Origin of the sequence: Catenibacterium sp. co_0103, from assembly GCF_004168205.1 — a bacterium.
In the GTDB taxonomy this organism is placed as follows: Bacteria; Bacillota_I; Bacilli_A; order Erysipelotrichales; family Coprobacillaceae; genus Catenibacterium; species Catenibacterium mitsuoka_A.
This window is the reverse complement of the sequence record NZ_RCYB01000007.1, coordinates 19038-32893: the sequence shown is the minus strand read 5'-3', so window position 1 is coordinate 32893 and position 13856 is coordinate 19038. Positions and strand designations below refer to the sequence as shown.

Here is a 13856-nt window from a genome sequence, read left to right as displayed (position 1 = left end):
TAAGATGGACTATTCAAAAAGAAGGATTTAGAAAACAATCTTCGCAATAATTCTAGCTTTAATAACACCTTCATGATTTTCAATCACTTTGGTGATATCTTCTGATAAATCATTTGTATCAATGACAGTATATGCATATTCACCACGTGCTTTATTGACCATGTTTTCAATGTTCATGCTCTTTTTCGCAAATGCGTTCGCAAATACAGCTAACATGTTAGGAATATTCTTATGAATAATACATACACGATATGTTGTAGTACGTGGTTCTACAACTGTAGGCAAGTTAACAGAGTTCTGAATATTACCATTTTCTAAGTAATCAATCATTTCTTTTACAGCCATAGTTGCACAGTTATCTTCTGATTCTGGAGTAGAAGCACCTAAGTGTGGCAATACAACTGTATTTTCAGTTTCTACAAGTTCTTTAGAACCAAAGTCTGTAATATAACGTGCCACTTTTCCTGACTTTAATGCTTTAATGATATCTTCAGTATTTACTAATGTATCACGTGCAAAGTTCAAGATACGTACACCGTCTTTCATCATTGCAAGTGACTTCTTGTTGATCATATTCTTTGTATCAGGAGTTGCTGGTACATGGATAGTAATATAGTCACATTCCTTGAATAATTCTTCTACAGTAGCTGCTTTATGAACCCATTTAGATAGTTTCCATGCTGCATTGACACTGATATATGGATCATAACCATATACTTCCATACCTAATTTAACAGCTGCATTGGCTACATTCACACCAATTGCCCCTAAACCAATAACACCAAGCTTCTTACCATCAATTTCAGGACCAACAAACTGGCTCTTACCTTTTTCTACAGCTTTTCCAAAATCATCAGCTGGTAATGTCTTTACCCATTCAATACCAGGAATCACCTGTCTTGAACTTAAGATTAAAGCACATAATACTAATTCTTTAACCGCATTCGCATTAGCCCCTGGTGTATTAAATACACAGATCCCTTTTTCAGTACATGTATCTACAGGAATATTGTTGACACCTGCACCTGCTCTTGCAATAGCCTTTAATTCAGCTGGAAAATCATAGTCATGTAATTTAGCTGATCTAACTAAGATCCCATCTTCATGTTCTAAATTATCACCGACTTCATAATTATCGTCAAAGATTTCTAAGCCCTGTTCAGAAATCTTATTTAAAGTTTTAATCTTATACATACTATTTATGTTTCTCCTCGAATTCTTTCATGAAATTAACTAAATATTCTACACCTTCATAAGGCATTGCATTGTAGATAGATGCTCTAATACCACCTACACTACGATGTCCTTTTAAGTTTGTCATACCTGCTGCAATAGATTCCTTTACAAATTCAGCATCTAATTCCTTAGATGGTGTTGTGAAAGTCACATTCATATTAGAACGTGCATCTTTCTTTGCATGTGGTTTATAGAAATCAGACTGATCTAAGTAGTCATAAAGAAGTTTAGCTTTCTTTTCATTCTTTTCCTTCATCACTTCTAGTCCACCCTGTTCATCAATCCATTTCACTACAAGACCTAACATATAAATAGCCCAGCATGGTGGTGTGTTATACATAGAATCCTTTTCTAACATAGTATCTAATTCAGAAAGAACTGGAATATTAGCTGGATGTGGTTTTACTAGATCTTCTCTAATAATCACAACACCGAGTCCGGCAATCCCCATATTCTTTTGTGCACCGGCATAAATAACACCATATTTAGAAACATCTACAGGTCTTGATAAGATATCAGAAGACATATCTACTACAAGTGGTGCACCCTTTGTATCTGGTACATAGTTCCACTCTGTACCATAGATAGTGTTGTTGTTACAAAGATGTACATAATCAACACCTTCACGAATATCTAACTGATCCTGTGTAGGAATTTCTGTAAAATCGTTGTCCTTACCGTTATAGGCAATATGAACATCCCCAAACTTGGCCGCTTCTTTTGCAGCTTTGCCAGAGAAGCTTCCTGTAACGATATAATCTGATTTACCATTCACCATAAGATTTAAGGCAATGTTTGTGAATTCCTGTGTTGCCCCTCCTTGTAATAATAGAATCTTATAGTTATCTGGAATATTTAAAACTTTCTTTAAAGTTGCTTTTGTATCATCAAAAATCTTTTGGTATGTTGAGGAACGATGACTCATCTCCATTACGCTCATTCCTGAGCCTTTATAATTCAGCATCTGATCTGCTGCTTCCTTTAATACCTCTACAGGTAACTGAGATGGTCCTGCAGAAAAATTATAAACTCTCTTATCTGTCATTTTCGACGTCCTCCTTTTTAATTTATATGCATTATATTAGTTTATTACAAATTTGTCCACTGATATTATTAAAAAATACAAATAATTTAAAAATTATTTCAGATTGTATACAATATAGGCGCATTTTGATAGAGATAGACTCATTTTGATAAATCATTATAATTAGAATTAAGAAAGAGGTGGCGTATGAAGAAATTTAAGAATGCGACAATGAATGATATTTTTGCAGGTATTATTGTTGCTTTTATATCTATTCCTATATCCATGGGTTATGCTCAGGTAGCAGGTCTGCCAATGGTCTATGGTTTATATGGTTCTTTGGTTCCTATTCTCGTATTTAGTTTTTTTACTACGAGTCATGATTTTGTATTTGGTGTAGATGCAGCCCCTGCAGCTCTTACTGGAAGTGCTCTTGCATCTCTTGGTATTACTGCAGGAACTAAAGAAGCAATGCAGGTGGTCCCTGTTATTGCACTCATGGTTGCTTTATGGTTGATCTTCTTTTCAATTATTAAAGCAGGACGTGCTGTTAAGTATATTTCTACACCTGTCATGGGTGGATTCGTAACAGGTATCTGTTTATCTATTATTATGATGCTTGTTCCTAAACTCTTTGGTGGGACAACAGGAACAGGTGAAATATTCGAACTAGTCAATCATATTATTAAAGAGTTACCACTCTTTAATGGTTTATCTTTTGTATTAGGTATTAGTACCCTTGTCATTATTCTTGTCGTAAAGAGAATAAATAAGAAGATTCCTATGCCTATTCTTATGATGTTTATAGGGGCTTTATTGACTGCCGTATTCCCTTTAGAAAAATATGGAGTAAAACTGTTACCTCATGTTGATTCAGGTTTACCAAAACTTGTGATCCCTTCTATTGCCCATGTAGATATTTCTGCTTTATTCTTTACTACATTATCTATTGCGATAGTTGTACTCGCACAGACTTTATTATCTGCACAGGGTAATGCAATGAAAGATGGCTATAAATTAGATGGAAATAAAGAAATATTTGCCTATGGTATGGCTGAACTGGCTACTTCACTTGTAGGATGCTGTCCAACGAATGGTTCTGTTTCTAGAACTGGTCTCGCAAGACAGTATGGATGTAAGACTCAGGCGATGAGCTTATCAGCTGCTGCAACTATGGCACTTCTTCTATTATTTGGTACAGGGTTCATTGAATATCTTCCTGTTCCTATTTTAACTGCGATTGTGATTACTGCCTTACTTGGTGCCTGTCACTTTGCGTTAGGTAAACGTTTATTTAAAGAAAGTAGAAATGAGTTCTATATCTTTATGGCAGCATGTTGTGGAGTACTTATCTTTGGAACTATTTATGGTGTAGTAATCGGTATTGTCTTATCATTCCTCGCTGTAGTTATTAAGGCTGTCACTCCACCAGCCCATTTCTTAGGTGTTATTCCCGGACAGACAGGTTTCTTTAACCTAGAGAAGAATGCGAATGCAAGACCAATTAAACATACTATTATTTATCGTTTCCCAGGAAATCTATTTTTTGCGAATATTGATAAGTTCCAGGAAGATATAGAAAAAGCGATTAAAGAAGATACTGAGCAGGTTATTGTAGATGCATCTGGTATTAGTAATATTGATTTTACTGCAATTGATCGTTTGGTTATCTTCTATAATGATCTACAGAAAAGAAATATAGATTTCTATCTAACACGTCATATGGATCATCTTAATCAGGCATTAAGAGAAAATGGTGGTATAGAAATAATTACAAGTGGTCATGTAAGACGTACAATGCAGCAGGCTTTATTAGATTGTGGGCTTGTACCTCCTTATCCATTAGAAGATTTAGAAACATCTCATATCTCATTTATACAACCTGAATTAGAATGGGCCTTTGGAAATGAAGCTGAAAAGTATAAACAGAAGATGACTCAAGAAATGTTGGATAAGATTCATTCTAAAACAGACTTATCTCCTGATCTATTAAAGGATATTGAAAATCATACAAACTTTGGTGAACTAGGTTTGATTGAAGCGGATGAATTCTTATCAAGACTAGAAATGCATATTCCAGAAATCATGGAAAAGATTCATGAAAATGAGCAGTATGTAGAAGAACGACTCGAACAATATCGTGATCGTATTGAAGAAAAGTTACAGGAAATGAATCCTGAAACATTACGTGTATTAAAACAGTACCGTAGCAAATATGAAAAGAAGCTGCAGGAATTAAATCCTCATGCTTTTAATCATTATAAAGAGCTCCATCAGAAACATTTAGAAAGACTGGAGAAAAATAAAAAGTGAAGATGAACCCATCTTCACTTTTCACATTAAGGAATAATACAATTATCAAATATTATCCGAGGATTTTCAGAGCAGCATCTAAAACCTTTTCACCATTCATCATACCATAGTCACGCATATTGATAACTTCAATAGGTGTAGATGTTAATTCTCTTAATCTCTTTTCCATATGACGAACTTGTGGACCTAACATAATGACATCCCAGTCATTGAGTTCTTTTTCTGCATCTGTTACTGGGAGAGCCTTTACTTCCATTTCAATACCTTTATCCTGTGCTGCTTTTTCCATCTTGAGTACAAGCATACTTGTTGACATACCAGCATTACACACCAATAAAATCTTCTTCATAAGTTTCTCTCCTTCCTCTATATTTATTATATATTCATTAAATTCCAGTGAATCATTCAATATAAAATTAGAAACAAACTTATCAATATTTGTATATCATTCAAGTACTATTATGATAAAAATATATCAAAAAAGTGAAGATAGTCTTCACTTCATTGTTTTATCCCAGACATCCGCTATATTACGACCTACATCTTCTGGATGATGCGCATCACTTGCAGTAATCATCTGGACATGATGTTTTTTAAAGGTCTGTAATAACTGATCGGATAAGCCTATATCAAGTGTATGATAACGATAGTAACATCCTACATTGTTTTCTGCTTTCATATGATGTTCATTTAATAATTCAGCAAGTTCATCATATGTAGGCTGTAAGTCATAAGTAGGATAATGGCCAAACATCTTAATCGTATCTGGATGTGCAAGCTGTGTAAATAAATCAGATTTTACAAGTGAGAAAACACATTCATAGTATCTCTTATAGATTTTATCCACAGGATACTTGTTCCATAAGATTTCTTCTGACCATTTCATATCATAGAGTTTACCGTCGATAGAATGAATGGCTCCTACTAAGAAATCAAAATGATAAGGTTTTAATATTTCTCGAATTGTTTCTTCATATTCAGGTACATAACATACCTCTAAACCAAAAGACACCTTAATAGGTAAATCCATTGCCTTGATTTCTTTAATCAAAGCACAATATTCATCTAAAGTACTATGAAACTTCATTTCTTTATTGTTTAACCATTCTTCTTGATAAGGAGATGCTTTTCTTACGCCTTCATAAACAGGTCTAAATTCATTAAAACGATGTGTGTGATCAAGAATCTGTATTTCATCCATACCATTCTTTACTGCACTTTCCACAAACTGTAGTATATATTCTTTTGAGAGATCCCCATATTCTAGATGCATATGTCCATCTATCATAAATATCACCTTCCTTTTTTTGGGATTATAACACATACATATATATAGTTGTAGAAATATGATAAATATTTTAGATAATTCTAAGAAAGTGATTCATATGTCTAACCAGGAAATAAGTGAAGCATGTTTTGGTGATTTCTATTTATCACTTAGCGACTAAAAGTAATACATCAGAATATAAAAGGAAGATTGAATTCTTAAAAGAAGAATATCAATCACAATTATTTTTTTCATCAAATGATTCTTCTCGCCTTGCAATAGTCACTACATTTAATGGACGTGGGATGTTATCAGATAAGATTCCTTCAATTTTGCATAAGAATCATGTCCCTATTCTACTGATTTCTTCTACTGAATATGATCCTGAAATTGAGATTACGTTAAAAGAAAATCACTATAAGAAAATATCTTCCTATAACACAAAATTAAGTCTATTATTTGTATTAGATACTCTTTATACAGCTTATTTAGGAGACATTATGAAGAGAATATTGAAAAGAAGACAAAGTACTATAATAAAAATGACGGGGGAATAAATATGGATATACGTGCTATTGTATGTGATGTAGATGGAACATTACTGACTAGTAAACAGGTCGTAGATGAAAGAACTGTTGCAGCTATCAAGAAAGCAAGAAGTAAAGGTATATTATTTGGAATATGTACAGGTAGAGATGCAGATAGTGTAAGAAATCATATGAAATCATGGGGTATTGAAGGATGTATTGATTTTGTAGTGGGTTCTGGAGGTTCTGAGATTGATGATTATATTCTTGATATATATCAGGAGAATCATACTTTGAGTCCTGAATTGATTAAAGAAATCATGAATCATTACAAAGATATGGATTGTAACTTTACAATCTGTCATGAAGGTATTCTATATGCACCTAAGGATGATGACTATATTAGAAATATGGCTGAGGGTGATGGAATTGAATATAGAGTTGTAGATTTTGATACATTCTTAACACGTCCTTATCGTAAATTGATGATTATATGTAATCCAAGCTATATGCCTCAGATAGTAGAACGTTCTAAATCATTTAAGAATAAAGAATATAAAGCGTCTGCCTTAGTGACTACCAGTTTCTTATATGAATATATGAATCCTCATGTGTCTAAGTCTAATGGTTTGAAAGAGGCTTTAGCCCTTCATGATATTTCTATATCTCAATGTATGGCTTTTGGTGATGAAGATAATGATATAGATATGTTGGAAGAAGCAGGTGTTGGTGTAGTAATGGAAAACGGGTCTATTCATGCGAAAGCTGTCGCTAACTATGTCACAGAGGATAAAGATTCTAATGGAATAGGCTTATTTATTGAAAAGTTTATATAAGCTTTTTTATCATTTTATGAGCGTTTTTTAAGAAAAATGATATAATGTGAGATGGTTAAGAAAGGAGTCAATAAAATGGCAAAAGTTGATATTATTTCTGGATTCTTAGGTGCTGGTAAAACAACACTTATTAAAAAATTATTAAATGAATCTTTAAAAGATGAAAAGTTAGTACTCATTGAAAATGAGTTTGGTGAAATTGGAATTGATGGTGGTTTTATGCGTGATGCAGGTATTACTGTCAATGAATTAAGTCAGGGTTGTATTTGTTGCAGTCTTGCAGGGGACTTCGAAACAGCTTTAAAGGAAGTTGTAGATACATATCATCCTGATCGTATTATTATTGAACCAACAGGTGTTGGTAAGTTATCTGATATTATTGCGGCTGTACAGAAGGTACATGGTGCTGATTTAACACTTGATCGTTTCTTTACTGTAGTAGATGCAAAGAAATGTAAGATGTATCATAAGAACTTTGGTGAGTTCTTTAATAACCAAATTGGAGCAGCAAGCTGTGTAATCTTAAGCCGTTCACAGGATGTGTCTGAAGAAAAGATTGCGGAATGTTTAGATATTATTAGAGAATTAAATCCTCATGCACCAGTCGTTACTACTCCATGGGATCAGATTACAGGTGATATGATTCTTGAAGCAAGTAATCATAAGGATGCTTTAGAAAAGGCATTGATTGCGGCTGAAAAGGAACATCAGGAAAGTGTTCATGGACATCATCATGAACATCATCATCACCACGATCATGACCATGAATGTGGTCACCATCATGATCATGACCACGAATGCGAATGTGGACATCACCATGAACATGATCATGAATGTGAATGTGGTCATCATCACGATCATGAACATCATCACCATGATGGAGAAAGCACATTATACTATGATGAAGAAGATATGCATGATGCAGATGAAGTATTCAATAGTATTGGTATTGAAACAGCACATCCATTTACTAAAGAAGAACTTGATGATAAGTTAAAGACTTTAGGTACTGACGAATCTTTAGGTCATATTCTTCGTTCTAAGGGTATTGTGAAGGGTACTGATGGTAAGTGGTTTGAGTTTGACTTTGTAAGTGGTGATTATGAAATCCGTGAATGTACACCAGATGTTGGTGGAAGAATGTGTGTGATTGGTGAAAAGCTTGATGCACATAAAATCTATGATTTAATGAAAGGTTAATGTATGGATAATTTAGAAACAAGAATTTATCTATTTACTGGCTTTTTAGAAAGTGGTAAAACAACATTTATCAACGATACAATTATTAATACTGACTTCTGTGATTATGAGACATCTGTGCTTATTGTGACAGAAGAAGGTGAAGTAGAATATAATGAAGCAGCTATTAAGGAACATAACTGTGAAATCGTTTATGTAGAGAATGAAGAAGACTTAACTGCCGATTTCTTTAAGGATTTAAAGAAGAAATATCATCCTACACAGGTTCTTGTAGAATTTAATGGTATGTGGAATGTAGATCAGTTTGTAGAATCACCATTCCCTGAAAACTGGGATGTTGTACAGATTCTAACTACTATTAATGCCTCTACTTTCCAGCTTTATGTGAATAACATGCGTGCACTCTTATTCCAACATTGTGCTAAGAGTGACTTAGTCATCTTTAACCGTATTGAAGATGGTATGAAGAAGTCTACTTTAAGAAACAACATCAAGGCAATGAATCCTGTATGTCAGATCATCTATGAAAATAAAGATGGTTCTGTAAATACTATGCAGGATGATGAATTACCATATGATTATACACAGGATCATTTAGAAGTTGCTGATCATGATTTTGGTATCTTCTGTTATGATGCGATGGAACATCCAGAACGTTATGATCAAAAGACAATTAAAATTAAAGGTAAATTCATAGGTCGTGATAAAGTGATTCCTAATGGTTTTATTCTTGGTCGTTATGCAATGGTATGTTGTGAACAGGATACTTCATTAATTGGTATGCTTTGTGTAAGTGAATATGCCTCTAAATTCATACCTAATGAATGGCTTCTATTAGAAGGTCATACACATATTGAATATGACCCATCTATGAATGCGAATATCTGTGTTCTTGATGTAGATCATGTTGAAGGGGCTAAACCTTTAGATAACGAATATGTCACATTTGATTAATCCAGGATTATTTCCTGGATTTTTTTGTTTTACTTTTTCAAAGGAGAGGATAATGATAAAATATATATGTAAGAAATAATACTTCAATTTGGAGGAACATATATGAAGAACAGTCTTGTAGTAAAATTTTTCATTTGGTTTATTTCATCACTTTTTGCTTTAGTTTGTGTCGAACAAATAGTGTATATTATATCCCCTTATGATATAAATATCAGAGCCTATGGCGTAATGATTATTGGACTGATTATTATCTTTGGTCTTCTAATCCTTAAAAAACTGGATGACTTAAAAAACAGATAATATTCCGTCATTTAAAACTAACTAGAGGGGTTATATTTTCTGTATAGAGTAAAACGTTAACACCTAAATGCTATTGTCAGGAGTTTTATACTCCTGACATTTTTTATAGTTTGAGTAAATTCCAAATCTATTGAGTTACCCTAATATGCTTAACGTTAGGGAGCTTTCCCCTTTTTTATTGATTTAATGCGTATTTTTTCGTATAATATCCAAGGTTATCGAGGTGATTAAATGAAAGATTTTTGGTATGAATGTAAACACGTATGTAAACAGACAGGCGCAAGATATGGGATTCTTCATACACCACATGGTGATGTAGAAACACCTATGTTCATGCCTGTAGGAACACTGGCAACAGTAAAAGGTATTTCTCCTGAACAGCTTAAAGAAATGGGCTCTCAGGTTGTACTTGCGAATACTTATCATTTATGGTTAAGACCAGGAAGTGATATTGTAAGAGATGCAGGAGGGCTTCATCAGTTCATGAACTATGATGGGCCTATTCTTACAGACTCTGGAGGATTCCAGGTATTCTCATTAGGTAAGACACGTAAGATTGAAGAAGAAGGTGTTACCTTCAAGAGTATTGTAGATGGTTCTAAGCTATTCTTATCTCCTGAGAAGTCTATCGCAATTCAGGAAGATTTAGGGGCTGATATTATTATGAGTTTTGATGAATGTGCACCTTATCCATGTACTCATGATTATATGAAGAATTCTGTAGAAAGAACATTAAGATGGGCTAAGAGAGGTCAGGAAGCACATAAGAGAGAAGACCAGGCTTTATTTGGTATTGTCCAGGGTGGTGAGTTTGCGGATTTACGTGAACTAAGTGCTAAGACTTTAGTTGATATGGATTTCCCTGGTTATTCTATTGGTGGTACTTCTGTAGGTGAACCTAAACCAATCATGTATAAAATGATTGAAGATAGTGTCAAGTGGTTACCTGAAGATAAGCCTAGATATTTAATGGGCGTAGGTAATCCTATTGATTTAATCGAAGGTGCTATGAGAGGTATTGATATGTTTGACTGTGTACTTCCTACACGTGTCGCAAGACATGGTGCACTTATGACACATCATGGACGTATGAATATCAATAATGAAAAGTATAAACGTGACTTTACTCCTATTGATGATAAGTGTCATTGTTATGCATGTAGAAATTATACAAGAGCTTATTTAAGACATCTTCACAAGTGTGATGAAATCTTTGGTAAGTCTTTATTATCTATTCACAATGTTGCATTCTTATTAGATCTTGCAGCAGATATTAGAAAAGCAATTCAAGAAGACCGTTTAGCTGATTTTAAGGAAGAATTCTTAGAACAGTATGGTCGTGATGTTTATGAAAGGGCGTTTTAGTTTTATGGATATTGAATTATTTGATTATGATCTTCCAGAAGAATTAATTGCACAGACACCATTAAAGAAACGTGATACTTCACGTTTAATGGTTCTAGATAAAGAAACAGGAGATGTTGAACATAAACATTTCTATGATATTTTAGATTATCTAAAGCCTGGTGATGTGCTTGTAAGGAATAATACAAAGGTTATTCCAGCACGTCTTTATGGTCTTAAGGAAGAAACTGGTGGACATGTAGAAGTTCTTTTATTAAAGGATCTTCATGATGATTTATGGGAATGTTTAGTAGGTAATGCGAAGATTGTAAAACTAGGTACTGTGATTACTTTTGGTGATGGTCGTTTAAAGGCTCAGTGTACTGAAATCAGAGAAGAAGGTATTCGTATCTTCAAGATGATTTATGATGGAATTTTCTATGAAATTCTTGATCAGTTAGGTATTATGCCTTTACCACCATATATTAAAGAAAAGTTAAATGATCCTGATCGTTATCAGACAGTCTATGCAAAGGTAGAAGGTAGTGCTGCTGCCCCTACTGCAGGCTTACATTTTACTGAAGAATTACTTCAGAAAGTAAGAGAAAAAGGGGTTGAAATCCTAGATGTGACTTTACATGTTGGTTTAGGTACATTTAGACCTGTTAAGGTAGAAAATGTATTAGAACATCATATGCATAGTGAATATTATGAAATTAGTGAAGAAGTAGCTGAAAAATTAAATCAGGCTAAAAAAGAAGGTAGACGTATTATTGCGGTAGGTACTACTTCTTGTCGTACACTAGAAGCTAACCATTCTAAATATGGATGCTTCAAAGCAGCTCATGAAAATACAAATATCTTTATTTATCCTGGTTATACATTTACTGGTATTGATGCATTGATCACAAACTTCCATCTTCCTAAATCTACATTAGTGATGCTTGTAAGTGCTCTTGCAGGTAGAGAACATATCTTAAATGCCTATAAGATTGCAGTAAATGAGAAGTATCGTTTCTTCTCATTTGGTGATGCAATGTTTATTCACTAATGAAACAGAATTATCGTTTAGTGATGTTGGAGACTCTTAAACATTTAGAAGGACGTCCAAAGTTATTGCTTCATGCATGTTGTGGTCCTTGTTCTTCTAATGTAATTAAAGAGTTATGTCAGTACTTTGATATTACTATTTATTATACAAATAGTAATATCTACCCTGCTGATGAGTATCATCGTCGTGAATCTGAGTTAGAAAGATTTGTGAAAGAGTTCAATGATAAAGAGAACCAGAATGTGCAGGTGGTAGAAGATACCTATAATCCTGAAGAATATTTAACGCATATTGCGCCATATAAGGATACTGGAGAAAAGGGCTATCGCTGTTATGTGTGTTATAAAGTAAGAATGAAGAAAGCAAGAGATTATGCTAGAATGCATGGTTTTGATTATTGGACAACTGTGTTGTCTGTTTCTCCTCATAAGAATAGCCAATGGATCAATGAGATTGGTGATGATTTAGATCTAGAAGCACCAAAATTCCTTCATAGTGATTTTAAGAAGGATAATGGTTATTTGAAATCAACACGTATGAGTGATGAATATCATATGTATAGACAGAACTACTGTGGCTGTGTTTATAGCTATCAGGAGATGCAGGAAAGAGAAAAAACAGACCTCTAATGAGATCTGTTTTTTAAGTTATCTAAGAATAGTTTAATCTTCTCAGTCGCAATTTTTAATTCTTCTAGTGAGTATGCATAAGAGACACGAATAAATCCTTCTCCAGCATCACCAAAGGCTGTACCTGGTACACAGGCTACCTTCTGATCATTTAATAGTTCTTCACAGAATTCTTCAGATGTAAGTCCTGTAGAACGGATACATGGGAATACATAGAAAGCACCCATTGGGTTAAATGTATGAAGTCCCATATCATTAAATGTTTTTACAAGGAAGTTTCTACGTGAGAGATAAGAAGCTCTCATTTCTTCTACTTCTTTATCACAATGTCTCAGGCCATCTATTGCACCATATTGTGCACCAGTAGGTGCTGACATGATAATATACTGATGAATCTTACACATTGCCTTAGAGAGTACTGGGTTTGCAAGGACATAACCTAATCTCCAGCCTGTCATAGCATAAGCTTTAGAGAAACCATTGATGACAACAATCTGATCTCTGATTTCTGGGAATGAAGCCAATGTACTAAATGGTTCTTCATAACTTAATTCTGCATAGATTTCATCTGATATAACAATAATACCTGATTCTTTAATAATAGGTACAAGTTTCTCATAGTCTTCTCTTGTCATTGCCCCACCTGTTGGATTTGATGGGAAATTGATCAACATGACCTTTGTCTTTGGTGTAATAGCTGCTTTGAGCTTTTCAGGTGTTAATTTGAATTCATCTTTTTCTTCTAGGTGAATTCTTACAGGTACTCCTCCTGAAAGAATAACACTTGGTTCATAAGCAACATATCCTGGGTCTAAGATAATCATTTCATCACCTGGATTCATTAAGGCTCTTACTGCGATATCGATACCTTCTGAACCGCCTACAGTCACAATAATTTCATTTTCAGGATCATAATGTACACCAAAACGACGATAATAATAATTACTAATTTCCTGACGTAATTCTAATAAACCTCTGTTTGCAGTATAGAAAGTACGTCCTTTTTCAATTGAATAGATTGCAGCTTCTCTAATCTTCCAAGGTGTCGCAAAATCAGGTTCCCCTACACCTAATGAAATAACACCTTCCATCTGGTTTGCAAGATCAAAGAACTTACGAATACCACTTGGTTTAATAGTTTGTGCTGCGGTACTTAATTTCTTCTCATAATCCAT

General features: G+C 33.9%; 14 protein-coding genes. 9 read left to right on the top strand and 5 right to left on the bottom strand.

What is annotated here, in order from left to right; translation table 11 throughout:
- Window positions 1–27: 27 nt before the first annotated feature.
- Together EAI80_RS02285 and serC are read right to left on the bottom strand one after the other, a co-directional pair.
- Window positions 28–1194 carry a phosphoglycerate dehydrogenase gene (locus EAI80_RS02285; RefSeq protein WP_006507039.1) on the bottom strand — a complete coding sequence of 389 codons (1167 nt, stop codon included), beginning with the start codon at window positions 1192–1194 and terminating at the stop codon, window positions 28–30.
- Between the two features lies 1 nt (window position 1195).
- The gene (serC, locus tag EAI80_RS02280) at window positions 1196–2281 is read right to left on the bottom strand and encodes a 3-phosphoserine/phosphohydroxythreonine transaminase (protein ID WP_129980798.1); all 1086 of its coding nucleotides are present in this window, start codon (window positions 2279–2281) and stop codon (window positions 1196–1198) included.
- 186 nt (window positions 2282–2467) lie between these two features.
- Here serC and EAI80_RS02275 point away from each other — a divergent pair, with 186 nt between their 5' ends.
- Window positions 2468–4573 carry a SulP family inorganic anion transporter gene (locus EAI80_RS02275; RefSeq protein WP_129980797.1) on the top strand — a complete coding sequence of 702 codons (2106 nt, stop codon included), beginning with the start codon at window positions 2468–2470 and terminating at the stop codon, window positions 4571–4573.
- Window positions 4574–4625: 52 nt separating this feature from the next.
- Here the strand turns inward: EAI80_RS02275 and EAI80_RS02270 are convergent, their stop codons facing one another.
- Together EAI80_RS02270 and EAI80_RS02265 are read right to left on the bottom strand one after the other, a co-directional pair.
- Entirely contained in the window at window positions 4626–4922 is a 297-nt protein-coding gene (locus tag EAI80_RS02270; RefSeq protein ID WP_022424927.1) for a PTS sugar transporter subunit IIB, read from the bottom strand.
- Between the two features lie 147 nt (window positions 4923–5069).
- Entirely contained in the window at window positions 5070–5861 is a 792-nt protein-coding gene (locus tag EAI80_RS02265) for a histidinol-phosphatase HisJ family protein (RefSeq protein WP_129980796.1), read from the bottom strand.
- 116 nt (window positions 5862–5977) lie between these two features.
- Between EAI80_RS02265 and EAI80_RS02260 the strand changes: the two genes are divergently transcribed.
- From EAI80_RS02260 to EAI80_RS02225, 8 genes are all read left to right on the top strand, one after another.
- Entirely contained in the window at window positions 5978–6397 is a 420-nt protein-coding gene (locus tag EAI80_RS02260) for a hypothetical protein (RefSeq protein WP_129980795.1), read from the top strand.
- Window positions 6398–6399: 2 nt separating this feature from the next.
- Window positions 6400–7203, top strand: a complete 804-nt coding sequence (locus EAI80_RS02255; RefSeq protein WP_129980794.1) for an HAD family hydrolase — start codon at window positions 6400–6402, stop codon at window positions 7201–7203.
- Window positions 7204–7278: 75 nt separating this feature from the next.
- Window positions 7279–8403: a GTP-binding protein gene (locus EAI80_RS02250; protein ID WP_129980793.1), complete on the top strand. Its 1125-nt coding sequence runs from the start codon at window positions 7279–7281 to the stop codon at window positions 8401–8403.
- Between the two features lie 3 nt (window positions 8404–8406).
- Window positions 8407–9357, top strand: coding sequence for a GTP-binding protein (locus tag EAI80_RS02245; RefSeq protein ID WP_129980792.1), 951 nt, complete (start codon window positions 8407–8409; stop codon window positions 9355–9357).
- Between the two features lie 102 nt (window positions 9358–9459).
- On the top strand, window positions 9460–9657 hold the full coding sequence (locus EAI80_RS02240; RefSeq protein ID WP_129980791.1) for a hypothetical protein: 198 nt from the start codon (window positions 9460–9462) through the stop codon (window positions 9655–9657).
- Between the two features lie 231 nt (window positions 9658–9888).
- Window positions 9889–11022, top strand: coding sequence for a tRNA guanosine(34) transglycosylase Tgt (gene tgt, locus EAI80_RS02235; RefSeq protein WP_022424920.1), 1134 nt, complete (start codon window positions 9889–9891; stop codon window positions 11020–11022).
- Window positions 11023–11026: 4 nt separating this feature from the next.
- Entirely contained in the window at window positions 11027–12052 is a 1026-nt protein-coding gene (gene queA, locus EAI80_RS02230; protein ID WP_055234297.1) for a tRNA preQ1(34) S-adenosylmethionine ribosyltransferase-isomerase QueA, read from the top strand.
- Entirely contained in the window at window positions 12052–12681 is a 630-nt protein-coding gene (locus tag EAI80_RS02225; RefSeq protein WP_129980790.1) for an epoxyqueuosine reductase QueH, read from the top strand. The genes queA and EAI80_RS02225 overlap by 1 nt, the downstream gene beginning before the upstream one ends.
- Here EAI80_RS02225 and EAI80_RS02220 read toward each other — a convergent pair.
- Window positions 12678–13856 (bottom strand): aminotransferase class I/II-fold pyridoxal phosphate-dependent enzyme, encoded by a 1179-nt coding sequence (locus tag EAI80_RS02220; protein WP_022424917.1) that lies wholly within the window; start codon window positions 13854–13856, stop codon window positions 12678–12680. The two genes, EAI80_RS02225 and EAI80_RS02220, sit on opposite strands and share 4 nt — an antisense overlap.